This is a genomic window from Arthrobacter sp. SPT-J7 (assembly GCF_059089965.1).
Map to the genome: position 1 here is coordinate 33,624 of NZ_JBNHFF010000005.1, position 26,341 is coordinate 59,964.

General features: G+C 66.3%; 23 protein-coding genes. 9 read left to right on the forward strand and 14 right to left on the reverse strand.

Annotated features, from left to right (window positions below; all coding sequences use genetic code 11):
- The first annotated feature begins 228 nt into the window (after positions 1 to 228).
- A complete protein-coding gene (locus AC5RWX_RS09770; protein ID WP_494097318.1) occupies positions 229 to 747 on the forward strand; it encodes a hemerythrin domain-containing protein in 519 nt (172 codons plus the stop codon).
- A 31-nt stretch (positions 748 to 778) separates the two neighbouring features.
- Here AC5RWX_RS09770 and AC5RWX_RS09775 read toward each other — a convergent pair whose 3' ends face one another.
- The 4 genes from AC5RWX_RS09775 to AC5RWX_RS09790 all read right to left on the reverse strand — a co-directional run bounded on the left by AC5RWX_RS09775 (position 779) and on the right by AC5RWX_RS09790 (position 5,780).
- Positions 779 to 2,056 carry a CAP domain-containing protein gene (locus AC5RWX_RS09775; protein WP_494097319.1) on the reverse strand — a complete coding sequence of 426 codons (1,278 nt, stop codon included), beginning with the start codon at positions 2,054 to 2,056 and terminating at the stop codon, positions 779 to 781.
- Between the two features lie 115 nt (positions 2,057 to 2,171).
- Positions 2,172 to 2,954, reverse strand: a complete 783-nt coding sequence (locus AC5RWX_RS09780) for an IclR family transcriptional regulator domain-containing protein (protein ID WP_493944894.1) — start codon at positions 2,952 to 2,954, stop codon at positions 2,172 to 2,174.
- Between the two features lie 64 nt (positions 2,955 to 3,018).
- Positions 3,019 to 4,875: a bifunctional sugar phosphate isomerase/epimerase/4-hydroxyphenylpyruvate dioxygenase family protein gene (locus AC5RWX_RS09785; protein ID WP_494097320.1), complete on the reverse strand. Its 1,857-nt coding sequence runs from the start codon at positions 4,873 to 4,875 to the stop codon at positions 3,019 to 3,021.
- A gap of 32 nt (positions 4,876 to 4,907) precedes the next feature.
- Complete coding sequence (locus AC5RWX_RS09790; protein WP_494097321.1) at positions 4,908 to 5,780, reverse strand: shikimate dehydrogenase; 873 nt, start codon at positions 5,778 to 5,780, stop codon at positions 4,908 to 4,910.
- 253 nt (positions 5,781 to 6,033) lie between these two features.
- Here AC5RWX_RS09790 and AC5RWX_RS09795 point away from each other — a divergent pair, with 253 nt between their 5' ends.
- Positions 6,034 to 7,365: an MFS transporter gene (locus tag AC5RWX_RS09795; RefSeq protein ID WP_494097322.1), complete on the forward strand. Its 1,332-nt coding sequence runs from the start codon at positions 6,034 to 6,036 to the stop codon at positions 7,363 to 7,365.
- Between the two features lie 105 nt (positions 7,366 to 7,470).
- Here AC5RWX_RS09795 and AC5RWX_RS09800 read toward each other — a convergent pair whose 3' ends face one another.
- From AC5RWX_RS09800 to AC5RWX_RS09815, 4 genes are all read right to left on the reverse strand, one after another.
- Positions 7,471 to 8,508 carry an LLM class flavin-dependent oxidoreductase gene (locus AC5RWX_RS09800; protein ID WP_494097323.1) on the reverse strand — a complete coding sequence of 346 codons (1,038 nt, stop codon included), beginning with the start codon at positions 8,506 to 8,508 and terminating at the stop codon, positions 7,471 to 7,473.
- Between the two features lie 87 nt (positions 8,509 to 8,595).
- A complete protein-coding gene (locus AC5RWX_RS09805) occupies positions 8,596 to 10,014 on the reverse strand; it encodes a lipase maturation factor family protein (protein ID WP_494097324.1) in 1,419 nt (472 codons plus the stop codon).
- 327 nt (positions 10,015 to 10,341) lie between these two features.
- Positions 10,342 to 10,443, reverse strand: coding sequence for an MFS transporter small subunit (locus tag AC5RWX_RS09810; RefSeq protein WP_414962484.1), 102 nt, complete (start codon positions 10,441 to 10,443; stop codon positions 10,342 to 10,344).
- A 1-nt stretch (position 10,444) separates the two neighbouring features.
- Positions 10,445 to 11,845 (reverse strand): OFA family MFS transporter, encoded by a 1,401-nt coding sequence (locus tag AC5RWX_RS09815; protein WP_494097325.1) that lies wholly within the window; start codon positions 11,843 to 11,845, stop codon positions 10,445 to 10,447.
- Between the two features lie 182 nt (positions 11,846 to 12,027).
- Here AC5RWX_RS09815 and AC5RWX_RS09820 point away from each other — a divergent pair, with 182 nt between their 5' ends.
- Together AC5RWX_RS09820 and AC5RWX_RS09825 are read left to right on the forward strand one after the other, a co-directional pair.
- Positions 12,028 to 13,629: a sialidase family protein gene (locus AC5RWX_RS09820; RefSeq protein WP_494097326.1), complete on the forward strand. Its 1,602-nt coding sequence runs from the start codon at positions 12,028 to 12,030 to the stop codon at positions 13,627 to 13,629.
- 87 nt (positions 13,630 to 13,716) lie between these two features.
- Positions 13,717 to 15,402 carry a threonine/serine exporter family protein gene (locus tag AC5RWX_RS09825; protein ID WP_494097327.1) on the forward strand — a complete coding sequence of 562 codons (1,686 nt, stop codon included), beginning with the start codon at positions 13,717 to 13,719 and terminating at the stop codon, positions 15,400 to 15,402.
- Positions 15,403 to 15,529: 127 nt separating this feature from the next.
- Here AC5RWX_RS09825 and AC5RWX_RS09830 read toward each other — a convergent pair whose 3' ends face one another.
- Both AC5RWX_RS09830 and AC5RWX_RS09835 read right to left on the reverse strand, forming a co-directional pair.
- A complete protein-coding gene (locus tag AC5RWX_RS09830) occupies positions 15,530 to 16,417 on the reverse strand; it encodes a siderophore-interacting protein (protein ID WP_494097328.1) in 888 nt (295 codons plus the stop codon).
- A gap of 876 nt (positions 16,418 to 17,293) precedes the next feature.
- Positions 17,294 to 18,049 (reverse strand): uracil-DNA glycosylase, encoded by a 756-nt coding sequence (locus tag AC5RWX_RS09835; protein ID WP_494097329.1) that lies wholly within the window; start codon positions 18,047 to 18,049, stop codon positions 17,294 to 17,296.
- Between the two features lie 139 nt (positions 18,050 to 18,188).
- On the opposite strand from AC5RWX_RS09835, the gene AC5RWX_RS09840 reads away from it, so the two are divergent.
- From AC5RWX_RS09840 to AC5RWX_RS09850, 3 genes are all read left to right on the forward strand, one after another.
- Positions 18,189 to 18,497: a DUF3263 domain-containing protein gene (locus AC5RWX_RS09840; RefSeq protein WP_494097330.1), complete on the forward strand. Its 309-nt coding sequence runs from the start codon at positions 18,189 to 18,191 to the stop codon at positions 18,495 to 18,497.
- 60 nt (positions 18,498 to 18,557) lie between these two features.
- Complete coding sequence (locus AC5RWX_RS09845; protein ID WP_494097331.1) at positions 18,558 to 19,208, forward strand: LytR C-terminal domain-containing protein; 651 nt, start codon at positions 18,558 to 18,560, stop codon at positions 19,206 to 19,208.
- 154 nt (positions 19,209 to 19,362) lie between these two features.
- Positions 19,363 to 19,569: a cold-shock protein gene (locus AC5RWX_RS09850; RefSeq protein WP_136786853.1), complete on the forward strand. Its 207-nt coding sequence runs from the start codon at positions 19,363 to 19,365 to the stop codon at positions 19,567 to 19,569.
- A 243-nt stretch (positions 19,570 to 19,812) separates the two neighbouring features.
- On the opposite strand, the gene AC5RWX_RS09855 is transcribed toward AC5RWX_RS09850, so the two are convergent.
- The gene (locus AC5RWX_RS09855) at positions 19,813 to 20,385 is read right to left on the reverse strand and encodes a TM2 domain-containing protein (RefSeq protein ID WP_494078374.1); all 573 of its coding nucleotides are present in this window, start codon (positions 20,383 to 20,385) and stop codon (positions 19,813 to 19,815) included.
- A 393-nt stretch (positions 20,386 to 20,778) separates the two neighbouring features.
- Here AC5RWX_RS09855 and groL point away from each other — a divergent pair, with 393 nt between their 5' ends.
- Positions 20,779 to 22,407, forward strand: a complete 1,629-nt coding sequence (gene groL / locus AC5RWX_RS09860) for a chaperonin GroEL (RefSeq protein ID WP_493940445.1) — start codon at positions 20,779 to 20,781, stop codon at positions 22,405 to 22,407.
- Between the two features lie 87 nt (positions 22,408 to 22,494).
- Here the strand turns inward: groL and AC5RWX_RS09865 are convergent, their stop codons facing one another.
- On the reverse strand, positions 22,495 to 23,415 hold the full coding sequence (locus tag AC5RWX_RS09865; RefSeq protein WP_494097332.1) for a DUF4031 domain-containing protein: 921 nt from the start codon (positions 23,413 to 23,415) through the stop codon (positions 22,495 to 22,497).
- Positions 23,416 to 23,466: 51 nt separating this feature from the next.
- Here AC5RWX_RS09865 and AC5RWX_RS09870 point away from each other — a divergent pair, with 51 nt between their 5' ends.
- On the forward strand, positions 23,467 to 24,471 hold the full coding sequence (locus tag AC5RWX_RS09870) for an RNase H family protein (RefSeq protein ID WP_494097333.1): 1,005 nt from the start codon (positions 23,467 to 23,469) through the stop codon (positions 24,469 to 24,471).
- A 31-nt stretch (positions 24,472 to 24,502) separates the two neighbouring features.
- Here AC5RWX_RS09870 and AC5RWX_RS09875 read toward each other — a convergent pair whose 3' ends face one another.
- On the reverse strand, positions 24,503 to 24,793 hold the full coding sequence (locus tag AC5RWX_RS09875; RefSeq protein WP_493940448.1) for a WXG100 family type VII secretion target: 291 nt from the start codon (positions 24,791 to 24,793) through the stop codon (positions 24,503 to 24,505).
- Positions 24,794 to 24,912: 119 nt separating this feature from the next.
- On the reverse strand, positions 24,913 to 26,322 hold the full coding sequence (locus AC5RWX_RS09880) for a sensor histidine kinase (RefSeq protein WP_494097334.1): 1,410 nt from the start codon (positions 26,320 to 26,322) through the stop codon (positions 24,913 to 24,915).
- Positions 26,323 to 26,341: the final 19 nt, after the last annotated feature.

Sequence of the window (26,341 nt, forward strand, 5' to 3'; positions counted from 1 at the left end):
CCGCCGCGTTAGGTGTGGGCGGCCCGTTCAGGAGATGCACAATCCTTACTGTCTGTTTGGCTGCACCAGACAAAGAGTTTCGACGGCGGCCACCGGGCGGTGCGGTCCGCGCTTGGACGTCGCACCTGCCTGCGGCGGCCAGGCCCTCGACAGCCTGATGGTCCACGTCGACAATGGACGAACCCAGCCTGTTGAGCGGCGGGCACCCCTCAAGCTGAGGAGCACACCGTGACCGAGACCAATGTTGAGGCAGAGAGCGCGGCCGTGGACGCGATGGTCCGCCATCACATCGAACTAGTGGCGCGTGTGCAGGCGATGACGGCGGAGCTCACCCGGGCCATAGAAACCAGCGACGAGGATACCGCCTACAACGCACACGGCATCCTGCTGGAGTGGGGAGAGCGGGAGATGCTTCCGCACGCAGCGGTGGAAGAGACCCAGCTATACCGGCCAGCCGGTGCCAGGGAGGAAGCCAGGCTGCTGGTAGAAGTGCTGACGGCAGACCACAAAGAATTGGCTGCGCTGCTGGATGAGTTGCGCGGCGCCGCGGGTATCGAGGCGGCCCTTGTGGCGGCGTCGTTGTCCCGCGTGTTCGCACTGCACATCGACAAGGAGAACCGTGTGCTGCTGCCCTTCATCGCCCGGACTCCCGACCTGTCCTTGTCCGCGGCCGTCGAAGGGCTGGTGGAACTCGTCGGCGATACCCATGTGCACGCGCCGGATGAGAGCAAGCACGCCCACGGCTAAGCGCGATCTGCAATCTCCTGGCCGACGTCGGTCAGCTGCCGATCGTCAACGTCTGCCAGCCGCCGACGCCGATGGTTGCCCGCTTGCCCAGCTTGTTGGCCAGGATTGGGTAGTGGTACAGGTTGCCGCGGGTATCCCGGGCCAGCAACCCGGGTCTCCCGTCGCCTAGATGGTCTTGGATCATCGACAAATGGTTCATAGCGTTCCAGCCCGAGGGCGCGATGATCCGCCGGGACTCGGAGACGAACTTGCCGGCGCCGTTGGAACGGTACAGCTTGAGTTGCCCCGTGGTGGTCTTGGCGACCACGTCCATCTTCGCGTCGCCGTCGACGTCTGCGCTGAAGATCGACAAGGACTTCCAGCCGGTCCCCAAATTGGTGCGGCTGCCGTGCTTGAGCCCGGCCGGGTTCGCGTAGTGATACAGCCGCCCGGTCACCGTGTTGCGTGCCAGCAGCGTCGGGAACGTGTCGGCCTGTTTCCAGGCGGTAACCGTGACGTCGTAGTTGCCCCAACCGGAGGAACCGATGGTCGCAGCTTTCAGCAGGCCGCCGGCCGGCTTACCGAAGTGGGCGGTGAGTTTCCCGGACTTCCACCGGGCCACCACATCCAGCACACCGTCGGCGTTCCAATCGGCTACTTCCACCTGGGCCACGCCCTTGAACCCGTTGGCAACGTACCGGCGCTTGTAGAGGTCATGTCCCTTTGCCGAATCGTAGACATAGAGGTTGCCGGCGGAATCAACGGCAGCGATGTCCCCGTGCTGGAAGCTTGCACGCACCATGCCCGGATGCGGCGGCAGCTTGGCCCTCGTGGACGGGTAGCCAGCGATATTGGCCACCGCGACCGACATGCCGTACCAATCCTTGTGCGTGGTCTTCGTGTAACCGACACCGATGTCGGTCGCGTTGGGGCTGAGCAGGCCGGCGCGGTGGGCGGGGGAGTCCATCCACCAGTCCACCACGTTTCGGGCGGAGTGGTTGATGGCGATGTTCTCGGTGTACCAGTCGAAGCCGGAGGGGATTTCCTTGCTGCCGTAACCGAGCCGGTGGATCTTCTCCAGATCCAGCTTGTCCTTGTTGATCCGCGTATTCAGTTCCTCGGACCACTGCTGCGCAACGTTGCCGGCGTTCTGGTTCCAGACCACCGGCGACAACCCGTTCTGCGCGCGGTACAGGTTGGTCAACCGCAGCACTTCGGCAACGAAGGGATCCTTGGCGGTCAGGGTTGCGGCCGACGCTGGCGAAAGCCCGGAAAAAGCAAGGGCCAGCAGCAGAACTGCTGCGATGAATGGTTTTATGAAGGTGCGCACCCCATTAGGGTAAACCGTTCACCTGAACACGCGGCACCCCCGAGACGTCCAGGGGCACTGGCAGACGAAAGGTTTAAACTGCCGCAGGCTGCGGTCCGGAAGAAAATCCCCGGATTCAGGCCCGGCGGCCGCCGAAGTCATTGGCAATACGTTCGGCCGCCTCCTGCAGGCGGGGCAGCACCGTTTTCGTGATCGTCTCCTCCGGGCCGCGGTGCGTCTGCAGCGACACATTGAGGGCGGCGATGAGATCGGTGCCGCGGCGGACCGGGACGGCGAGTCCGCGAAGGCCATCGTCCAGCTCGCGAGAGACCAAAGACCAGCCGCGTTCGGCAGTGCGCTCGACTTCTTTGCGCAGCGCGTCGATGCTGCTGACGGTGTGCTCGGTGAACTGCGTGATTTCGATGCGGTCGAAGAAGGCGTCGCGGCTTGCCGCCGGCAGCCCCGCGACGAGCACGCGGCCCATGGAGGTGGCCCAGGCCGGGAACCGGGTACCGACGTTGACCGAGACACGGAGCATGCGTGGCGCCAGCACCCGCGAAATATAGACCACGTCGGTACCGTCCAGGATGCACAAGGACGTGGTCTCGTCGAGATCCACCGCCAGTTGCTTTAGGTGCGGTTCCGCAATCTGGGGAAGCGTCAGGCTGGACAGGAAGGAGGCCCCGATGTCCAGCGCCCGTGGTGTCAGCTCGAACGTGTTGCCGTCTGCGCGGAGGTAGCCCAGATCGGTGAGCGTGAGCAGGAACCGCCGGGCGGCGGCGCGGCTCAAGTCGGCCTTGGCTGCGGCGCGGGTGATGGTCAGGCGCGGTTCGTCCGAGCTGAACGCCAACAGCACGGCCAAGGTCTTCTCGGCGGACTTGACCCAGTAGGCCGGCGCAGCGTCGTCCTGCAACTCCATGACCATTCCTATCCCTTCAACTGGCGGACGGCATTGTCCACGGCGGCGGGCAACGCGAGTGAGTTTAGCCGTTCTTGCTCAGACGATACTGGGCAGAGAGGCGAACCGGGGCATTCGGTGCACCGTAGCCGTCATAGTCGTTCCGGCGCTCGACGACCTCGAAGAAGACGCTCCCGACGGTTGCCGTGTAGAAATGGACGAACTCGCCCGATTCATCGCGGTCGTAGAGCAGGTTGAGTTCCTGCAGCGTGGCCAAGTACTTCGGGTCCAAGCGGAAGCGTGCCTGCAGGTCGGCGTAGTAGTTGGCCGGAATCTTCAGGAACTCCAGCCCGCCGGCCACGGCATTGCGGGCCAACGCGACGACGTCCGTGCAGACGAAGGCAATATGCTGCGGGTAGGCCGACGCCGCCGAGGGGCCGGGCCGTTCCATCACCAGCGGCGCGATGTTCAGGGCCAGCCGGACCATGCCGTCGTCCGTGCGCATGACCTGGCTGCGCACCAGGCCGACGGGGCTGGGCACTTCCGTAGAGGGCCGCGGGGCGAGCGAGAGGGTGCTCTCATAGAACAGCACGCTCTCGTCGAAATGCTGCCACGGCTGCGCCAGGTTGACGTGGTCGATGCGCGTGATCAGCTCCGGGCCGGGCCGGACGGCAGCTTCGGCGATGAATTCCTCCGTCCAGGCCGAGGTGCCGTCCTCGGTTGCCTCGCACAGGAAAATCTCGGTGGAATCCGGCGCCTTGACGGCCTGCAGGACGGCTTCGTTGGCCTGGCTTTGCCGGGGAACTGCCTCCGCCTTGAGCTGGAGGGCACGGGAAGCGGCAACCAACGGATCTTCGACGTCGAAGGCCAGCGCGGCAATCGTCGGTTCCAGTCCGCGGGCCTGCTGCTCGTTGACGATGATCCGCGCCCGGCCCTGGGTCCAGAGCTGCACCGGCTTGGTGCGGTGCCGGCCACGGAAGGTGAAACCCAGTTGCCGCAGCAACTGCTGGACCTGCTCAGTGTCTTCGGCTTTCACCTCGGCGAAGTTGAAGCCCGTCGGTTCGGCCACCTGGGGCAGCGTTGCCAGCTCCATTGCATACGTGGCGTCCGGCCCGTCGGTTTCCTGCAGATGCACGGAGGTCTGCTCTTCAAGCCAAATTAGTGAACGCATGGCGTCGACGGCGGTGCGTTCCTCGTCCGCCTGCCGGAAAACGTCGTTAAAGATCTCCAGCGAGACCGGGCCGTTGTAGCCGCTGCGGACCAGATGGCCCATAAACTTGTCGAGTTCCCATGCGCCTTCGCCAGGGAAGACCCGGTAGTGCCTGCTCCAGGACAAGATGTCCATGCTGAGCTCGGGTGCGTCGGCCAGCTGGACGAAGAAGATCTTCTCGGCCGGGATTTTCTCGATCCCGGCCGGGTCCCAGCCGCGGGACAGGATGTGGAAGCTGTCCAGGCAGGTGCCGATGTTCGGATGGGCCGCCAGCTCAACAATGCGCATGGCATGTTCGAAGTCGTTAACGAATTTCCCCCATGCCAGGGCCTCATAGGCGATCCGGATGCCGTAACCTGCGGCCAGGTCGCCGAGCTGGCGGAGCTGGGCGGCGGCCAGCTCATCGTCGTCGTGGATGGCCGTGGCCACGTTGCTGCACAACAGCATCAGGTCCATGCCCAGTTCATTCATCAGGCGGAACTTCGCCTCGGCACGGTGGAGGTTGTCGGTCAGCAGTTCCTCGGTGACGCCTTCGAAGTCCCGGAACGGCTGGTAAAGGTCGAGGGTGAGGCCCAGCTCTGCCGCCAGGGATCGGATTTCGCCGGGGCTGCAGGGGGAGACCAGCAGGTCCTGTTCGAAGATTTCGATGCCGTCGAAGCCTGCTTTGGCGCAGGCGTGCATCTTTTCTTCCAGTGTCCCGCTGAGGCAGACGGTGGCGATGGAGGTACGCAAGGGGGTGACCTTTCCTGCAGCTGAGGCAGCCGTTATCGGCCTAGGGCGAGGAGTTCGAGGAAGTGCGCGCGCATCCGCGCCGGATCCGGTTCCAGTCCGGTGATGTAGCGGAAGGCGTCGACGGCCTGGCCCACGGCCATGTGGCCGCCGTCCAGCACCCGGCAGCCCCGGGCCGTGGCGGCAGCGATCAGCTCGGTCTCGACCGGGCGGTAGATCACATCCGCCACCCAGTGCCGAGGCTGGAGCAGGGCGGGGTCCAGCGGAAGGCCCGGGTGGCTGTGCATGCCGACCGGGGTGGCATTGAGGACCCCGTCGGCGGACGCAAGCATTTCCGGCAGCCGGTCCATGGGCGCGACCGCCACTTCCTGTTCCGGGAAGAGCGCGGCCAGGGCATCCCCTCGTTCTGCGGCCCGACGCGGGTCGAGATCGAGCAGGGTCAGCCGCTGCAAGCCCTTCTTCAGCAGGGCATAGGCGACGGCGGAACCTGCACCGCCGCTGCCAAGCTGCACGACCGAGCCGAGCTCGGCGTCGGGCAGGCCCTGTTCCATTCCCCTGCTGAAGCCGGAGAAGTCGGTGTTGTGGCCGATGAACTTCCCGTCCTGGATCACCACGGTGTTGACGGCGCCCAGACGACGGGCGTCGTCGGACATGTCATCTAGGTGTTCCAGCACCAGCTGCTTGCACGGGTGGGTGATGTTGAAGGCGTTGTAGCCCAGATCGCGGCCCTGGCGCAGCAGTTGGCCCACCTGGTCGCCGGTCCGGTTGATGACGGAGAGGTCGATGGGCCGGTAGAGGTAGCGGATTTCCTGGTGGTCCGCCTCGCGTTCGTGCATCGGGGGAGTGAGGGAGGCGGTAATGCCTTCACCGATCAGGCCCACCAAAAAGGACTCCGCGACCGTGCTCATGCTGACACCCTTCGTTCGATTACTGCACAATTGTACGCATATCGCACAGCGAGGCAAGAGGTGGTGCGCACGGCGGCGGAGTCTCCGCCTAAAGAGCCCGCGAGGGTCCGGGGTGGATGATGCGGCAGCCACGCGTCTTGTGCTTCTGCTGTGAGGTGCGCTACGTTGTACTGCGTTCGATCAGTGCACAGCCGTGCGCATAACGCACAACATTGTGGGCGGGGTGCTCACAGCAGTTGTTAAGGAGCAACACATGACCACCGTCCACCAAGAGGATGCGGCCTTCGCCCATCACGGCAAGACGCCCAAGCGGGCGGCCTTGGCCAGTTTCATGGGCAGCGCCGTCGAGTACTACGACTTCTTCATTTTCGGTTCCGCCGCCGCGCTGATCTTCCCGCACGTCTTCTTTCCGGATGAAAGCGCTCAGGCCGGGATCATGTCGCTGGCAACCTTCGGCTTCGCGTATATCGCCCGGCCCGTTGGCGCCGTTTTCGTGGGCCACTACGGCGACCGCATCGGCCGCCAGAAGGTGCTGATGTTTACGCTGATCCTGATGGGTGCCGCGACCTTCGTCATCGGCTGTATCCCCGACTTCGACACCATCGGCTGGTGGGCTCCGGCGATTCTGGTCTTCTGCCGCCTGATGCAGGGCCTCTCCGCCGCGGGCGAGCAGGCCGGCGCCAGTTCGCTCACGCTCGAGCACGCACCGGACAATCGCCGTTCCTTCTTCACGTCCTGGACCCTGACCGGCACCCAGGGTGGCCAGATCCTTGCCGCCCTGGTCTTCATTCCGGTCGTCGCGCTGCCGGACGAAATCAAGTACGGCATCGGGTGGAGGATTCCGTTCTGGCTCTCCGCCGTCGTCGTGATCGTTACCTATTTCATCCGCCGCTCGCTGCACGAAACCCCGACCTTCGAAGCCGCCAAGGCGAACAATGAGCTGGCCAAGCTGCCAGTCGGTGTGCTGCTGCGCAATCACTGGCGCGACGTACTCCGGGTGATCTGCTGCGCGTTCATCGCCGCGGTCTCCACGGTCTACGGCACGCTGGCGATCAAGTACGGCGCCGAAGTGGGCAGCGTCGACGAAGGCATCACGCTGTGGCTGGTGGTTGCAGGCAACATCGGCGCACTCTTTACCCAGCCGCTGTTCGGCAAGCTCGCCGACCGGATCGGCCGCAAGCCCGTGTTCATCTACGGTGCGCTGGGCAGTGCTGCGATCATGCCCTTCTACTTGCTCTCGATGGAATCGGGCAACACCCTGCTGCAGTTCACCCTGTCCGTGCTGGTCTTCTCCTGCGCCTACGCGGCGGCCAATGCCGTCTGGCCGTCCTTCTATGCGGAGATGTTCAGCGCCAGGGTCCGGTTCTCCGGCTTGGCCATCGGCACCCAGATAGGCTTCCTGATGGCCGGCTTCGCGCCCTCCATCGTTGCCGCCATCGGCGGCCTGCAGGAGGGCGGCTGGGTTGCCACCAGCATCTTCACCGCGATCATCGCAGGCATCGCTTCGATATCTGCGCTGACCGCCAGGGAAACCTACAAGGTGCCCACGGCAGAGCTGGGCGAACGTCGCCCGGCCAAGGTCTAACCCCGCAACCCTGGGCGCGTACGACGCCGGCGGGAGGCTTTCCAGCGAAAGCCTCCCGCCGGCGTCGTACTTTAAGCGACGTTCTTTAAGCGACGTTGCGTTTGCCTACTGGGCCAGCTGCTCCCGCACCAGCGGCGCCACCTTGGTGCCGTAGAGTTCAATGGATTTCATCAGCTTCTCGTGCGGGAGCGTGCCCAGGCTGTACTTCATGTCCCAGCGGGAGAGGCCCAGGCCCTTGGCGATCTTCACGATCTTGGTGGCCACGGTCTGCGGTGATCCGACGAACAGCGCGCCGTCGGGGCCCGCCTCGGCTTCGAACTGGCCGCGGGTCATCCGGCTCCAGCCGCGCTCGCGGCCGATCCGCTCCTGCATGTCGGCATACGGCAGCCACATCTCTTCGCGGGCCTGTTCGTCCGTGTCGGCAATGTAGCCAGGCGAATGGGCGCCGATGGGCAGCGCGGGCTTTTCGAACTGGTCCAGCGCGCGCTGGTAGAGGTCGGTGAAGGGCGCGAAGTTCATCGGCGCCCCGCCGATGATGGCCAGCATCAGCGGCAGCCCGTAGTGGGCGGCGCGGACCACTGACTGCGGCGTGCCGCCGACGGCGATCCAGGTCTTCAGGCTGCCGGACGCGGTGGGCGGGTAGATCCGCTTGTTGTCCAGCCGCGCCCGGGTGCGGCCGGCCCAGGTGACCGGTTCTTCCTTGAGCAGTTCGGTAAAGAGCTGGAGCTTCTCGTCAAAGAGAATGTCGTAGTCGGCCAAGTCCAAGCCAAACAGCGGGAAGGACTCGGTAAAGGAGCCGCGGCCCAGGATCACCTCGGCGCGCCCGTTGGACGCGGCATCCAGGGTGGAGAAGCGCTGGAAGACGCGGACGGGATCGTCGGAGCTGAGCACGGTGACGGCGGAACCCAGGCGGATGCGGCTGGTCTGCCCGGCGATGGCGGCCAGCACCACGTCCGGTGCGGACACGGCGAAGTCCTCGCGGTGGTGTTCGCCGATGCCGATAAAGTCCAGGCCTACCTCGTCCGCCAGCTTGGCTTCGGCGATGACGTTCCGGATCACCTGGTCCTGCGGCAGGAGCTTTCCGTCCGCCCCGGTGGTGACGTCCCCGAAGGTGTCCAGCCCGAGTTCGATTGTTTGCGCCACGCGGTGGCCGCCTTTCGTCTGCGTTGGAGGAAGTGTGCATGCATATGCATCTTGTGGTTACTGGCGGCAACCTCGGGGAGGCAGCGGTTATTCCGCCGTGCGCGGCAGGGAGAGCGGGGGCACCAGCTGGCCCGCCTCGCTCCGAACCCACCATTGCCCGGTCCGCCGCCGCTCCGCCCAGCTGGAATAGCGGTAGTGGTACAGCGTCGCGCGGACCAGCAGCGGCGGTTCGCTGTTGAAGGGATCGTGCCGCAGCAGCTTCAGCGTGGCTTTGTCAGCTTCCAGCAGCTTCCGCAGCAGCGGGATGAACCAGCTCTCACCGGGGGAGCCCAGTGCCAGGAACCACATCAGCCAGTCCAGCCTCAAGTGGTACGGGGCGAACTGCCGCGGCATCCGCTGCGGATCCCCGGGCTTGCCCTTGAATCCGTACTCTTGCCAGTGGACGCCGTCCGTAGATCCTTCCACCACCACTTCGTACCGTTGCCGGGTGATCGACCCAAACGCGCCGTAGGCGTTGGCCAGGTGCCAGTTATTGAAGCTGGCGTTCATCAGCTGGCGCTTGGCGAACAGGTTCTTCAGCGGCCAGTAGCTCAGATACACCATCAGGGCGCTGACCGCGAGCACCAGCACGGTGAACCACACCGGCTCCGGCTGGTACTGCGGCGTGAAGTCGCTGACCGGCAGGATGGCCTGCACCGCGCGGTCGGACACCGCGGAGAAGGCCAGCAGGATGGTCAGTGTGTTGAGCCAGGCGAAGTTGCCGGATGCCACCAGCCACAGCTGCGTGGTGATCACCACCGCGGCCGCGATGCTGCCCACCGGCTGCGGAAAGAACAGGAAGAAGGGCACCACCAGCTGGGCAAAGTGGTTGCCGGCCACCTCCACTTTGTGCAGCGGCTTGGGCAAGTGGTGGAAGAACCAGCTGGCAGGATTCGGCATTGGCTGGGTCTCGTGGTGGTAGTACAGGGCGGTCAGGTCCCGCCAGACGGTATCGCCCCGCATCTTGATCATCCCGGCGCCGAATTCCAGCCTGAACACCAGCCAGATGAACAGCCACAGCACCGGGGCCGGCGGCGCCACCCGGTCCGAGCCGAGGAACGCGGCCAGGAAGCCCGCCTCCAGCAGCAGCGTCTCCCAGCCAAAGCCGTAGAACGTCTGGCCCACGTTCACGATGGACATGTACAGGAACCACAGCGCCAGGAACGCCAGCAGCGGCAGCCACGGCGGTCCCAGCTGCGGCAGCCCCGCCAGCAGAAGTGCTGAAATCACGACGCCGGTGCCCGCCACGGCGCGCAGCCTTCCGTCGGTGTAGCCCCAGCGGAAGAGGGTGAAGCCGCGCGGCGTGCGCCGTTCCAGCAGCCTCGGCACGGGGAGCAGCCCGTGTTCGCCCAGCAGGGCGGGGAACTGGGCCAGGGCGGAGGCGAAGGCAATCAGGAACACCGCGGCGATGCCCCGTTGCAGCACTTGCCGCGCCAGCTCGAACCCCTCGGCGCTGAACCACTCCATGGCACCTCCAACGGTACGGCGGACCGGTCGGGTGTCAAGGCGGCCGGTCCCGGGGTAATAAGGCTGCGCGGCTCAACGCCGCGGGCTTCGGAGGAGGCCCCGCTCAACGCTGCCGCCCGGCAAGGGCCTCAGGCCCGGCTTCGATCAGCACGGCGCAGTGAGATCCCCCCGCTCGAAGCGGCAGGCCCGGCTCAAAGCCGTGGCCCGGCTCCGATCAGCACGGCGCAGCGGTGAAGTCCCCGCTCGCAGCGGCAGGCCCGGCTCAGGAGAGCCGGGCCTGCCGCTACGTCTCGCTTCCCGGGGGATCCGGCCAAGCGGTGTGAGGGGTCAGCCGAAGAGCGCCGGGACCTTCATCAGTGTCTGGGTGATGCCGTAGAGCAGCGGGATGCCCACCAGCACCCAGCCGAGGGCTACTTGTGCTTTCTTCATGTCAGGCCTCCTTTCCGGCCATCGCGGATTCGCCGGCTTCTTGGGCCGGAGCCTCGTGGTACTTGCTGTCCACCGGCTTGACCAGCAGGTTGGCAATGAAGCCGATGATGAGCAGGCCCACCATGGTCAGCAGCGCCGGCTGGTAGGCCTGCGCCGTGAGTTCGCCGGGCTTGCCCTGGGCGTCCAAAAAGGCGTTGACGATCAGCGGCCCGGCAATGCCTGCGGCGGACCAGGCCGTGAGCAGCCGGCCGTGGATGGCGCCCACCTGGAACGTGCCGAACAGGTCGCGCAGATAGGCCGGAACCGTGGAGAAGCCGCCGCCGTAGAAGCTGATGATGACCGCCGCCAGCAGCACATACAGGCCGGTGGACGTGTAGCCGAACAGGGCCAGCACCACGTAGAGCACGGCGCCGACGCCCAGGTACAGCATGTAGTTGTTCTTACGGCCCAGATAGTCGGACGTGGTGGACCAGACGAACCGGCCGCCCATGTTCGCAATCGAGAGCAGCCCCACGAAGCCGGCGGCAACGCCCGCCGTCACCAGCGAAACGCCGTCGGGCTGGCGGAAGAAGTCCTGGATCATCGGCGAGGCCTGTTCCAGGATGCCGATGCCCGCGGTGACATTGCAGAACAGCGCGATCCACACCAGCCAGAACTGGCGGGTCTTGATGGCGTTCTTGGCCGAGACGTTCGCCGTGGTGACCAATGCCTTGGCCTTGATCTTGGCCGCGTCGAAGCCGTCCGGCTTCCAGTCGGCTGCCGGCACCTTGATGGTAAACGCGCCGAACAGCATGTAGGCCAGGTAGACCACGGCCAGGGTCAGGAAGAGTTTGCCGACCGCATCGCCGCTGGCCACCCAGCCCGGCGTGCCGTCGAAGCTGGGGTCATAGAACTGCAGCAGCGCGGTGGAGACCGGGCTGGCGATCAGCGCACCGCCGCCGAAACCCATGATCGCCATGCCGGTGGCCAAACCGGGGCGGTCGGGGAACCACTTGATCAGCGTGGACACCGGGGAGATGTAGCCGATGCCCAGGCCGATGCCGCCAATCACGCCGTAGCCCAGGTAGACCAGCCAGAGCTGGCCGGTGAAGATGCCCAGCGAACCGACCAGGAAGCCGGCACTCCAAAACATGGCGGACGTGAACATGGCCATCCGCGGACCGTTGCGGTCCACCCAGGTGCCCATCACCGCGGCGGACAGCCCCAGCATCACCATGGCAATGGAGAAGATGATGCCAATCTCGGTCAAGCTCACGTCAAAGTGGGCCACCAGGGCGTTCTTGTACACGCTGGTGGCGTAGGCCTGGCCAATGCACAGATGCACGGCCAGGGCTGCCGGCGGAATCAGCCAGCGGTTAAAACCCGGAGGGGCGATCGTACGCGATCGGTCCAACCAACTCATCGTTGGGCGTCCTTTCAAAGACGGGTGCGAGGCGAAACTGCAACATGTGTTTCACTTCACATCCTGACTGATGGTTGAGCTGGGCAACCGTATTAGCCCGGCGTGTCGCGCTGAGCCTTCCGCGGTCCCAACCGCTCCGGCTGCCCCTGCCCTCCGGGCACCGCGGCCGGTACGGTGGAGGAATGGAACAGGTCCTCGCCGTTCGGGGCGTGGGCGGCTACCGCGGCTACCGGACCCCGGCGCTCGCCGTCGCCCCATCCGGCAGCGTGCTGGCTGCCTATGCCGGCGTGGGCGGGCAGGGCGGACCACGTCGCACCGGGGACCTGCTGCTGCGTCGCAGTTTCGACGGCGGCGCCAGCTGGGAGCCGCAGCAGGTGGTTTGGGCTGGCCAAACCGGGCAGGCACCGGGCCGGCCTGGACTACTGTCCGACGCCGCGACCGGGCGGATCCTGATGGCCTTCGTCGCCCGGGACAAAGCCGGCAGCACGGGTCCGGTTCCTTCCGCCAAGGACCGTCGCTTTGAACTGATCTCATCCGACGACGACGGCGCCAGTTGGCAGCACCGGACCGTCACCCCGCGGGTGGCCTCGGACACGGTGACCGGACTGGCCGAGGCCGGCTCAGGGACCGGACTGCATGCCGGGCGATTCGCCGGTCGGCTGCTGGTGCAGTTCGCGGTGACCGAGACGGACGGGCGGCAGGGTGCAGCCTCCGGCTACAGCGATGACCACGGAGACAGTTGGACTGTCGGTGAGCCGCTGGACGCGCCGGCCCCAGCACCGGCCATCTCGGAGGCGCCGGTGGCGTCCAAAGCCTTTGAGTTGCCGCAGGCCTACCCCGCAGTGGAGATGCCGGAACCGGAGCTGGACCCGGGCGCTGCGGCCTGCTTGCCGGACGGTCGAGTGCTGCTGCACCTGAGCGCCGCTGCCAGCCGGTGGGCCGCCGTGTCGGACAACGGTGGGCACAGCTATGGGCCGCTGCAACCGATCGAAGAATTGCCCGATTCCGGCAGCCCCGGTTCGCTGATCCGCTTCGACGGGTTGCCGGCTCTGGGTGGCTTGGCCGCGCCGGAGAGCAGCAACTGGTTGCTGGCTGCCAACTGCCAGGATCCGTTGCTGAACCGAAACGTAGTGCTCAGTCTGTCCCGGGACGAGGGGGAATCCTGGCCGCACAAAGTCACCATCTGGGGCAGCGGAGCCAGCGGGCCGGCCCTGGTCAGGCTGGCCGACGGCCGAATAGGGGTGCTGTACGCGCGGCAGGGCGGCCGCGAACTGGCCTACGCCACAGCTGATCCCGGAATGCTGCGGGCGGCATGGCCCCGCGGAGCGGTGACACAGAAGGTGCTTGAAGGCACTAGCGGGCGGCGGCCCGAGACCGGCCCGCTGCCGCTGGTCAGAGATTATCCGTTGCGCTTCGACATGGTGCTGCACGCGATCCTCAGTGCGGACGTCGGGCAACCTGAGCCGGGCTACCGGGCCGGGGACCTGCTGGTATTTGCCGGACGGGCAAGGGTGCTGGGGCCGCAGCACCTGCGCGTGCAGTTGTCCGGCGCGTTCGACAATGCCGAGGATTTTCCGCCGCGGGAACTCGGGCCGGGCGCGGAAGCACACTACCTCCATCCCATCCACACGGTGACTGCCGCCGACGTCGCTGCCGGCCGCTTCACCGTAGTCTTCACCTGCACCGCGGCTCCGGTGAACAACGCTCTGGGGAGTGCCGCAGTGGTGGACCGAGCGCGGGAGTTCAGCCTCGACGTCGTCAGCGGAGAAATCAGCGAGGGGTGACGCGGCTCTCTGCCTCGTCGGCAGTGTTCTCCCGGTGGCAGTGTGCAAGGATTTAACCGGGATCAACGAGCCGCCGTCACGGTGGCGATGACGCAGAACGGAGTGGGAGTGCAGGACAAGGACCCGGACCAGGAATCCATGTCGCCCATGACCCCGCAGGCGGGAATGCTGCCGATCATCAAACCGAAGAACGTTCCCGCTCCCGACTCCGGAACCGGCCGTTCCTCGGCCCCCGGACGCACCGGCTCGGCTGCCGGTCCACAGCCCACGCATCCTCCCGTGCCGCGCCCGACGGACCGGCCGGTGGCCAAGCAGGTCAAGCCCGTCCCGACCGGAACCGCACCTTTGCGCGCGTCGGCGGCGGCGTCACGCTCCAACGTGGCGGCGCGCCGGATGCTGCGCAAGCTGGTGCAGGGCGAGGCGCCGCCCACGGCTCCAATGAGCATTGTGGAACGGCTGGCGGGCAGCCCGTACGCCAACCCGATGATCCAGACCGCAGGCATCGACGCCTCGGCGCGGATTACCTTGGACTTCGCGCTGGACGTGGCAGAAACCATGTTCCGTTACGGAGCCGGCGCGCTGGAAGTGGAAACCAGCATCATCGCCGTCACCGCGGCGTTCGGCCTCAGCGACATCGACGTCGACATCACCAACCAGTCCGTCCTGATCAACTACGCCAAGCCGGACACCGTGCCGATCACCGTGATGCGCGTGGTGCGATCCTGGACCAACAACTATGCCGGCCTGTCCCTGGTGCACGAGCTGGTCACCGACATTGTCAACGGGGGCGTGGGCCGCAGCGAAGCCAAGGAGCGGCTGCAGGAAATCACCTCCCGCCCCAAGCCCTTCCCGCGTTGGATGGCCATCGCGGCCGGCGGCGTGTTCTCCGGCTTCATCATCGCCTTTCTCGGCGGCAGCGTCTTCGCGGCCATGGTGGGAGGCATCTCTACGGTGCTGATGGGTTTGGTGGGGCGGAAGCTGAGCAAATGGCGGATGCCGGACTTCTTCATCACCGGCATCGGCGCCTGTCTGGCCACCGTCATGGCGCTGCTGTTCTGGACGCTGCAAGTGCCGATGAGCCCGTCGCTGGTGATCGCCGGTGGCATCCTGTTCTTGCTGCCGACCGGTCGGCTGGTCTCCGCCACCCAGGATGCCATTAACGGCTTCCCGGTCACCGCGTCGGGGCGTTATCTCTCGGCCTTCTTTACCTTCGCTGCGATTGCCGCCGGCGTCGCCGTGGGGCTGGTGGGCGGCTCGATGCTCGGCGTCGGACTGCCCGAAGTCTTCGTGGAGGGCCAGGGCCAGTACCCCTACGTGGTGCGGGCGCTGCTGCTAGTCGTGGCAACCATTGCTCTCAGCATGACCGAGCAGACCAAGCTGAACATGCTGCTGCCCACGGCCGCCGTCGGGCTGGCCGGGCTGTTGATCTACGATCTCGCGGTGTGGGCGGGGATCGGCGACCGGATCGGCCCCGCCGTCGGGGCGGTGGTGATCGGGTTCCTCGGGCGCATCGTGGGCCTGCGGATGGGCTCGCCGCAGCTGGTGGTGGCGGTGCCGGCCGTGCTGTTCCTGCTGCCCGGGCTGTCTGTGTTCCGTTCCATCTTCGAGCTGACCGTCAACTCGGAGGCGCCGTTCAACGGCATCCTGGGACTGTTCGGTGCGCTGACAGTGATCCTGGCCATCGCCGGCGGTACCGTGCTCGGCGACAACTTGGCCCGTCCGTTCACCAAGGGGCTGGGATCGAACGAAAACAGGCGGGCCCGGCGCCGGTAAGGGCGCCTTATCCGCCGGTGCCGGCCGGCCCGTTCTCCGTCAAGGGGCGCCTTATCCGTCGGTGCGGGCCCGGTCGGGCCGGATCGTTCTCCGGGAACGGACGCCCAATTCGCCGGTGCGCGCCGGGTCAGGCCGGGTCGTTCTCCGGGAAGATCTGCCCCACCGGGGTGCGCTTCTCAGCTTGGAAAGCGTCTTCGGCCCGGCCGTAGGCCCAGTAACCGGAGATCGAGACCTGCTCACGAGACAGCCCGTGCTCCTTGAACAGCACATCGCGCAGCGACTTCACTTCGCCGCGCTCGCCGTGGACGAATGCATCCACCTTGCCCTCGGGCCACTCCAGGGCGGAGATAGCGTCGCGCAGCATGGTTGCGGTCCCGGGCGTCTGTCCGCGGCGGAATAGCCAGTGGATTTCCAAGCCGGCCGGAGAGTCCAGTTCCTGGACGTCGTCCTCGGAATCCACTTCCAGGAAGGCATGGCCGCGGGCCTCCGGAGCCAGGGCTTCGATGGCGGCCGCGATCGCGGGGAGCGCCGAATCGTCGCCGGCCAGCAGGTACCAGTCGGCGTCGGGGTCGGGGCGGTAGGCGCCGCCGGGGCCGTTGAACATCATCCAGTCGCCCGGCTTGGCCTGGGCAGCCCACGGTCCGGCAAGGCCTTCGTCGCCATGGACCACAAAGTCGACCACGACTTCGCGGGTCTCGCGGTCCACTCGCCGTACCGTGTAGGTGCGGGTGACGGGCAGTTTGTCGGCCGGCAGCGTTTCCTTGAGCTCCGCCACATTGACCGGGAGCTCCACGTCCAGGGACGGGTCAAGGAAGAAAATTTTGATGTACGGGTCCGTGGCTTCCTTCGCCGCATACCTCTCCGCAAACGAATCAAAGGCGTCGCCGCTGGCGTACACGCGGACCATGTGCTTCGAAAGCCACTCGGTGCGGGTCACCTGGAGGTTGGTCTGCACGCGCGGCGGCCGGGCGCTCCGTCCTGGGCGGGCGGGGGCTGCTGCCGGTTGCGTCTGCATGGGCTTACTACTCCTGACAAAGGGATACTGCTACTTAGGCCAACCTAACCCACCGGCAGATGATTCCCAATTTGCCGGTGGGTTAGGTCATGTTGGCCAGCGGGGCGCCGTGTGGAAGGTCATGTTGGCCAGCGGGGCGCCGTGTGGAAGGTCATGGTGGCCAGCGGGGCGGCCACTGTGGAAGGTCATGTTGGCCAGCGGGGCGGCCACTGTGGAAGGTCATGTTGGCCAGCGGGGCGGCCACTGTGGAAGGTCATGTTGGCCGGCGGGGCGGCCACTCGTCACTGAACATGGGGCTTCCGCCCACCCATGTTCGGCGGACCTGTCTGCGTCCGGCGTTTACTGTCCAAGTTCTGCAGGAACTGTCCAGGTTTTGGGGAGCCGCAAGCCCCTGATCTGCAGCGATGCCGAACGCCCTCGCAAAACGTGGACACCCACCAGTCCTCAATCCCACACGGGAACAGATGCCCCAGCACAATAAGAGCCGCGGCTGCCTGTTCGCCGGCGGTTTCACTCCCGGCGCCGCCGCCAAACCAGCAGCGCGGCCTTGGCCGGGAGTCTGCTCTGCGGTGGCTCGCTCACGTTACTCCGCTTGGTTCGATCCCAAGTCTCGGCCTAACCTCCCATGTTTCAAGGCCCTCCCGTGCCCCTGACCTGCGGCGATGTAAATAGCCCTTCCCGATACATGGGAGCGAGTGGCGGATGGCGGACGGCTGACGGCGGATACGGGGTCAGGGCTGCCCGGCTCTGCGATGCCCGTTGCGTAAGCGGCGCGCTGGCGCGGGTCGGGAATGCCCGGCTCCGCCGTGCCCCTGCAAGCCGGGCACCACGGCTCAGCGCAGCGCCCAGCCCCCGGGTCGGCGTGCTGGCGCTCGTTCAGCGCAGCGCCCACTCCACCGGTTCGGCCTGCTGGGCGGCCAGCAGTTCGTTGACCCGGCTGAAGGGCCGCGAACCGAAGAAACCGCGGGATGCCGACAGCGGGCTGGGGTGCGCCGTCTCGATCCGCGGCACGTGTTCCAGTACTGGCGCCAGTTGCTGAGCTTCCCGACCCCAGAGCAGTGCCACTAGTGGGCCGCCGCGTTGTGCCAGCGCCCGGACCGCCAGTTCGGTGATTTGCTCCCACCCCTTGTTGCGGTGCGAACCGGCCTTGCCGGCTTCAACTGTGAGGCAGCGGTTGAGCAGCAGCACGCCCTGGTCGCTCCAAGCGCTCAAGTCACCGTGCTGCGGCGGCCGGAAACCCAGGTCCATCTGCAGTTCCTTGTAGATGTTGGCCAGGCTGCGCGGCAGCGGCCGGACGTGCCGTTCCACCGCGAACGCCAACCCGATGGAATGGCCTGGCGTGGGGTAAGGGTCCTGACCGACAATCAGCACCTTGACCTTGGACAGCGGCCGCTGGAACGTCCGCAACACGTTCCCGGGCGCGGGCAGCAAGGTCTTGCCGGCAGCGCGCTCGCCGTCCAGATAGGCGGCTAGGTCCCAGAGCAGCGGTTCGGCCGGCGCCAGTACTTCGGCCCATTCAGGGTGGATCACGCCGGCAAGTTCCTGCGGCGCGGCGAACGGATACGGGGCGCTAAAGTCCGCGGCAGGCGGGTGGGAAGGCAGCGGGAAGAGGGCACCGTCGTCGTAGTTCACCGTTCTATCTTTGCGGATGTTGGCCGCCGGCCGGCAATCAGCTCGGCCGGAGGGGAGTGAATGACAGGCCTGTGATTCGCCCTTATTATGGAGAGGGTATTGATTGCCGTCGGCAAGTACTAGGAAGAGCAGGTGTGTTGTGGCAGGTTCGGCCGAGGCCAGTGCGTTTTCACTCGAGGCCGAGATTGACGACGCCAGCCCGCTGAGCGAGCGCGACCAGCGCATGCTGGCGCTGGAGCGGCAGTGGTGGAAATACGCCGGCGCCAAGGAACAGGCCATCCGCGAACTGTTCGACATGTCCGCCACGCACTACTACCAGATCCTCAATGCGCTGATTGACACCGAGGATGCGCTGGCACACGATCCGATGCTGGTCAAGAGATTGCGTAGACTACGTACGTCCCGCCAGCGCGCGCGCACTGCTCGCCGGCTGGGCAACGACGCCTGACTCCCGGACCGCACGGGAGGCCGGGTCCCGATTCTTCACCACCAAGGATGCAGCGCCGCGATGAGTAAGTACCCCCGGGATGAGTTCGACCAGGTCCCCGAAACTTCAGACCGCCACGGCGTGCATCGCGCCCGCATGGCGACGCCGAAGTCCAATGGCCTGGGCCTGATCATCCTGGCCGCTGTGCTGGCACTGGCGGTCGGGGCCTTGTCCTTCTTCGTGCTGCCGCTGTTGGGGACCGGAGGGCCTTCGAGTCCGGCCGCCAAACCCTCCAGCTCGCCCGCCGCAACAGCATCGGCATCGCCGTCGGCTACGGTGCAGGAAACCCAGCAGGAAACCGAAAGCGCAAAAGCGGAAGCCACCACGGAGCCGAGCGACAAGGCCACGCCGGAACCCACCAAAGACGCAACCGATGAGCCCACCGAAGAGGCTGCGCCGGTCAACAAGCAGGACCCGGTAATGATCCTCAACGGCGCCGGCGTGTCCGGGCTGGCCGGAACCGTGTCGCAAAGGGTGCAGTCGGACGGCTGGACCATAGCCGTGGTGGACAACTGGGGCGGCGGACCGCTGGCCGGCTCGGTGATCTTCTACAACCCGGGCCAGGAAGCCAACGCCCAGGCCCTGGGCAAACTGCTCGGCATCGCCGATCTGCAGGAAAACGGCAACGTCTCGCAGTACGTCACCGTGGCGCTCGGCCCCGGCTACTACTAAGCCGCCGCGCAGTATTTTTTGAGGATTTCGGTTACGCCTCAATAACATTAAGTGTGCCGTAACTCACTTTCCGCCCCGCGCGTAGATAGGGTAAGACCACCCTGCCGCTGAATCGACTGCGGCAGGGGCGGAACTACTGAGTATGGAGAACACTATGGCGCTGGGAACCGTCAAATGGTTCAATGCGGAAAAGGGCTACGGCTTCATCACCGTGGACGAAGAAAATTCCGATGTATTTGTCCACTGGTCCGCAATTCAAATGGACGGTTACCGTTCCCTGGATGAAGGGCAGCGCGTAGAGTTCCAGATCGGCCAGGGCCAAAAGGGCCCGCAGGCAGAAGAAGTCAGGGTCGCTTCTTAGCAGGACATTAACGACGACGGCGGTGGAGGCTGGGGTGCCTCCACCGCCTTTTCGCCGGGGTCCCTTTCGGCGGCTTTTTAATGGGCCGGTTGTGCGGGGCCGGCTTTTCGCCGGCCGGCTTTGCTGGACCCGGGTGCGCAGGGCCGGCTTTTGCCGGTCGGTGGCGTCGGTGTGGGGTTTGCCGGCCGGATCTGCGGCCGGTGTTCCGCGCTGCGCGGCGGCATTGTTACGTACGTGGGCGGGCTACTCTTTCAGCGGAATGCCGCGGGCGTCGCGCTTGAAGGGGTCCGCCCCAACCAGGATCATGATGCCTTCAATGAAGCCCCAGACGGCGCCGAAGCCGAAGGTCAGGAACGTGACCACGATCTGCAGCACGCCGATGCCGACGTGGCCGAGGTAGAAGCGGTGGACGCCCAGGCCGCCCAGCAGGATGCCCAGTAGGCCGCCGATCAGACGCGACTTCTGCTCCGGGTAGTAGTAGCCCGGCGGCGTCCCGTAATACTGCTGCTGGCCGTAGGGTTGGCCCGGTTGGGGGAACTGGCCGGGCTGGCCGGGTTGGTTGTATTGCGGGCCCGGCTGGCCGTAGGGCTGGCCGGACTGCGGCGGAGACTGCGAGTACTGCGGTCCGGGAGCGCCGTAGGGCGGCTGGCTGGGAACGCCTTGCTGTGTTCCCGGGGCGCCGGCGGGCTGCTGGCCGGAGGGCTGTCCGGCGGCACCGGTGTGCGGTGGCTGCCCGATCGGCCTGGTCGGGTTGGTGCCCGTTCCCAAGGGTTCGGTGGGGTTGCTGGCGTTCTTTTCGTCGCGTGGTTCAGTCATGGTTTCTCCGACCTTGCCCGTTGCCGGACTGCTGGAAGCTGGTTTCTCTTACCAGCCAATCTACGCGCGAGAACCCGGCCGTATCCATGGGGGTCCACCCTGATTGTTTGCCCGGGGGCGCTCAGGGTCATACGCCCTCCGCGAAGCGGACCGATCGGTCCACCCAACAGCTTGCACTCGACCCCTCCGAGTGCTAATTATTGAGTTAGCACTCTCGCGGGCCGACTGCTAGAAGTCTCCGTAGGGAGTGAAACCCGCCACCTCGGTGAGGTGAGCGGCGCGGCGTACCGAAATCGCCGTCGTCGTGAACCGTCCGTCGCGGGCACCGCAGGTGGCCAGCAGCCGTCAAAAGCTGCGTCCAGTGTCTATTGTCCAGAAGGGACGTAAGCCGCTATGGCAAAGATCATTGCATTTGACGAAGAGGCCCGCCGCGGCCTCGAGCGTGGACTGAACACCCTCGCTGACGCCGTAAAGGTTACCCTCGGCCCGCGTGGCCGCAACGTCGTGCTCGAGAAGAAGTGGGGCGCTCCCACGATCACCAACGATGGTGTTTCCATCGCCAAGGAGATCGAGCTTGACGACCCGTACGAGAAGATCGGCGCCGAGCTGGTCAAGGAAGTTGCCAAGAAGACCGACGACGTCGCTGGCGACGGTACCACCACTGCAACCGTTCTGGCCCAGGCCCTGGTCAAGGAAGGCCTGCGCAACGTTGCTGCCGGCGCCGACCCGCTGAGCCTGAAGCGCGGCATCGAGAAGGCTGTTGACGCTGTCACCGCCGAGCTGATCGCCTCCGCCAAGGAAATCGAGACCAAGGAGCAGATCGCGGCCACCGCGTCCATCTCCGCCGGGGATCCGCAGATCGGCGAGCTGATCGCTGAAGCTCTGGACAAGGTCGGCAAGGAAGGCGTTGTCACCGTCGAGGAGTCCAACACCTTCGGCCTGGAGCTGGAGCTCACGGAGGGCATGCGCTTCGACAAGGGCTACCTGTCGGCGTACTTCGTCACCGACGCCGAGCGCCAGGAGACGGTCCTCGAGGATCCGTACATCCTGATCGTCAACTCCAAGATCTCCAACGTGAAGGACCTGGTTGGCATCCTGGAGAAGGTCATGCAGTCCGGCAAGCCGCTGCTGATCATCGCCGAGGACGTCGAGGCTGAGGCCCTGGCCACCCTGATCGTGAACAAGATGCGCGGCACCTTCAAGTCCGTGGCCGTGAAGGCTCCGGGCTTCGGCGACCGCCGCAAGGCCATGCTGGCTGACATCGCCATCCTGACCGGCGGCCAGGTCATCGCCGAAGAGGTCGGCCTGAAGCTGGAGAACGCCACCCTGGACCTGCTGGGCCAGGCCCGCAAGGTGGTTGTCACCAAGGATGAGACCACCATCGTCGAAGGTGCCGGCGAAGCCGACGCCATTGCCGGCCGCGTCAACCAGATCCGTGCCGAGATCGACAACTCCGACTCCGACTACGACCGCGAGAAGCTGCAGGAGCGCCTGGCCAAGCTGGCCGGCGGCGTGGCAGTCATCAAGGCCGGTGCCGCAACCGAGGTTGAGCTCAAGGAACGCAAGCACCGCATTGAGGACGCTGTCCGCAACGCGAAGGCTGCCGTTGAGGAAGGCATCGTCGCCGGTGGCGGCGTGGCCCTGATCCAGGCCGGCGCCAAGGCGTTCGCCAACCTGACCCTCGAAGGCGACGAAGCAACCGGCGCCAACATCGTCAAGGTTGCCATCGACGCTCCGCTGAAGCAGATCGCCCTCAACGCCGGCATGGAGCCAGGCGTTGTGGCCGACAAGGTCCGCGGCCTGCCCGACGGCCACGGTCTGAACGCTGCCACCGGCGTGTACGAAGACCTGCTGGCTGCCGGCGTGAACGACCCGGTCAAGGTCACCCGCTCTGCCCTGCAGAACGCGGCCTCCATCGCCGGTCTGTTCCTGACCACCGAAGCCGTTGTCGCGGACAAGCCCGAGAAGGCCGCTCCGGCCATGCCGGGTGGCGACGAGATGGGCGGCATGGGCGGCTTCTAAGCTTCCCTGTACCTACCTCGGCCTGTGTCAGCGGGCCACGGTTTACGCGAGGCGCGGTTCCCCACACGGGGGCCGCGCCTTGCGGCTTTAATCCGCGCTGGTGCGCAGCCATTCCGGGCCGTGCAGCAGCCAGGCGTCCAGCTCCGCGGAGAGGTTCCGTTTGGCATTTTCCAGCCATTTCTCCCGCGCTGCCGGTGTCCGGTACAGCGGGTCCAGTTCCAGCAGCCCGCGCACGACGGCGGTGCGTCCGGCGGCGAAGTCGGCGTCGGCCACGTGGGCATAGTCTTGGCGGACGTTCCGGACATAGCTGCGGTACTCCGCCGGCGTTCCGCCGAGGACGGCCAGATCGGCGTCGCACAACAGCGCCCCGGATTCGTCCTGCGGGCCGGGGGAGTGTCCCGCCGTGAGCAGCACCAGTCGGACCACTTCGGCCGTCTCGTCAGGGCCGATGCCGGCAGCCGGGAGGCTGGCGGCGGCCAGGTCTGCGGACTCCTGTTCATCCTGCCCGGCCCGGCCGTTGTAGACCGCGTCGTGGAACCAGGCCGCCAGCCAGACCGCGCGCGGCCGGAGCCCGGACCCAACCGGCGCGAGCTGGCCCAGCGCTTCCAGAACTGCCAGCAGGTGGCCGGTGCCGTGGTAGTGGCGGTGCGGCTCCGACCATCGCTCCAGCAGCTCGCGGCCCAAAGCATCCTCTCCGGGCAGCAACGCGTTCCACCGCCGCAGCAGCACGCGGCGCAGTCTTTCCGGGCGCTGCCGGGCCGGGACCCGCAGTCCGCTCGCCTGCAGCCGGCGGGTCAGCTCGCCGGCACTGACCTCGACCGCTCCCAGCGTGACCAGCTCACGGTAGCGGCTGGCCGGCACGTCGTAGTGGTCCCGGTCGAAGGCACGCTCGCGGATACCGGCGGCCGCGGCGAAGCGGTGCAGCTCGGCCAGCGAGCTGTCAGAGACCAAGTGGGAGAAGTGCGTGCCGTGGGCGGGCCAGAGCGGAGGGTCGATAAGTATTGCCACCTGCCCAGCCTAGGGCCAGGAATGTCGGCCGGATCTGAAAAGATGGAAATCATGACTATCACTGCTGCCGCCGACGGCTCCGCACTTGGCAACCCCGGACCGGCCGGCTGGGCTTGGTACATCGACGACTCAGCGTGGGCTGCCGGCGGCTGGCCGCACGGGACCAACAACCAGGGCGAACTGATGGCTGTGCTGGATCTGTTCCGCGCCACCGCGCACGTGCCCCAGGAGCACCTGCGCGTGCTGTGCGACAGCCAGTACGTGATCAACTGCGTGACCAAGTGGATGCCGGGGTGGAAACGGCGCGGCTGGAAGAAGGCCGACGGGAAGCCGGTGCTGAATGTCGACTTGCTCAAGGACATCGACGCCGTGATCAAGGGACGCAGCTACGAGTTCGAGTGGGTCAAGGGCCACGCCGGGCACCCGCTGAACGAGGCCGCCGACGAACGGGCCCGCGCGGTGGCCGTCGCCTTCCAGAACGGAACCGGCGCACCCGCGGGGCCGGGGTTCCCGGGCGGACCGGGCACCTCCGGCAGCGCGGTTTTGGGAGCTGGGTCGGCCGGCGCAGCGCGGGCCGGAACTACCCCGGCGGCCAGCCGGGCAGAGGCACCCCTCACTGTTCAGAACGGGGCGCAGCCGGCGGTGGCCATGACGCCCGAACCGGATCTGTTCTCCGAACTGGAGGACTTCGCCGGCGACGAAGCTGTTGAGGGCTCGCCGGAAGAGCTGGTGGTCCGGCTGGAGCAGCAGCTTCTCAGCCCCGCGGTCCGCGCAGACTTCGGCCGGCTGGCGGTGCTGCTGCACCCGGACTTCGCCGAGATCGGCGAGTCCGGCCGGATGTGGACGCGGGACGCGATGATCAGCGAACTGCAGGAAAGCCCCGAGCTGGATGCCTCGCTGGAGGTCTTCGCCGTCGAACGGCTGAGCGAGGACAGCATCCTGCTGACCTACCGCAGTTTCCGCCGCGAGGGGTCCGCCCTGCGCAGTTCGCTCTGGCTGCGCGACGGCCAGCAGTGGCGCCTGCGCTTCCACCAGGGCACGCCCGAACAGGGCTGAGCGGCCGCGCCCGCACCTGGCCAGACAGTGCTCAGGCCAGGAACATCCGGGCGTTGGCTTCTTCCGCCTGCAGGTACTGCTGCGAGGCGTGGGACAACGCCGCGTTAATGCTGGCCAAGGATTCCTCCACCCTCAGTTGGGTGGCCCGCCAGTCGGTCACGAGCTGTTGGAAGTTCGCGGCAGCAGCACCGGTCCAAAGCGACTCCAGTTCGCGCAGTCCGGACTGCATGGTGTTCACCTCCGCCTGCAGCCGTCCGATGGTGCCCTGCACCGCCATGCTCTTGGCCGCGAGGGCCTCGCTGTCTACCTGGAATACGGCCATGATGTCCTCCGCTGGTGGTGTACCTATCCGACACCGTTCAAGCTAGGCAGCGGCAGAAGCTGCCGCGAGGCTCCAGTCGCCAGTTGTGGATAACCCAGACATGCGAGCAGCGTTGTGGATTAGCTGAGGTCGAACGGCTCGTCCTCGGCCGCCAGCGGCTGGTAAGGGATCCTGATGGACATGGTGGCGCCACCGCCTGGTGTCTGTGTCAGCCGGACCGTGCCGTCGTGCTGTGCCACCAGGGCGGCAACAATAGCCAGGCCCAATCCCGTCCCGCCGGTTTCGCGATAGCGGGAGGTGTCTGCCCGGTAGAAGCGTTCGAACACCCGCGAAGCCTCGTCTTCGGGGATTCCGGGACCGTGGTCACGGATCTCGAGGACGGAATCCAACCGGTCGTCGACGACCGGTTGAACGCCGACGGCAATCTCCAGCGGCGAGCCTTCGGGCGTGTACCGCAGGGCGTTGGTAACCAGATTGGCCACCACCTGGCGCAGCCGGGCTTCGTCGCCAAGGATCGGCGCCGGACGGGGCGCACCGCCGTCGAGCCCCACAACAGTGATCTCCCGGTCGGGTGCGCTGGCCCGCGCGTCCAAGGCGGCGTCGTTACCGAGCATCAGAAGGTCCAGCGGCTTGGCTTCAAGGGGGCGCTGTTCGTCTACCCGGGCCAGCGTCAGCAGGTCATCCACCAACTGGCCCATCCGCTTGGCTTCGCTTTCGATACGGCCCATGGCAGCGCCGACGTCTTCCGGCGACTGCAGCCCCCCGTGCCGGTACAGCTCCGAAAAGCCGCGAATGGTGACCAGCGGAGTGCGAAGCTCGTGCGAGGCGTCCTGAATGAAACGGCGCATCCGCTGTTCGGAGGCGGTGCGGGAAGCGAAGGCTGATTCGATGTGGGCGAGCATGGCATTCAACGAACTGGCGAGCCGGCCGACCTCGGAGGCGGGGTTGACTACCTCGACGCGCCGCGAAAGGTCGCCGGCGGCAATGGCAGCGGCTGTTTTGTCCACCCGGCTCAAGGGCTGGAAGGACCGGGTCACCGCCAGCCAGGCGACACCGATGGCCGCAACCGTGGACGCGACACCGATCAGAAGAGTGCTCACCGAAACCTCGTTGAAGGTCTCGTTCACCTCCTTATAGCTCACCGCTACCACGACCGAGCCGGCGCCGTTTTGCAGTGGCCACACGGACACGCGCCAGCCGTCGCTGTCCCGCTTGGTCCCCGGCACATAGAAACCGTGGCCTTCGAGTTCGGCCGCGTCGTCCGGCGTCAGCGGCGGCAGATTCGGACGGTCGCCGGGCGGGTTCGTGTCGATGCTGATCTGGCCGATTTGCGACAGCAATGCGCCGTAGTACCGCTCCGACGGATAGGGGTTTTGGGTGGGGTTGGTCGCTTGGCGGACCAGGAAGGAGGAGAGGGCTTGGCGGTTCTTGAGCAAGTCAGCATCGAGTTGCTTCACCAGCGAGTCATGCAGCAGGGTCAGGGTCAGCACCGAAATCAGCGTCAGGGTGCCGATCATGAGCACGCCCATGATCAGGACCAGTTGCGAC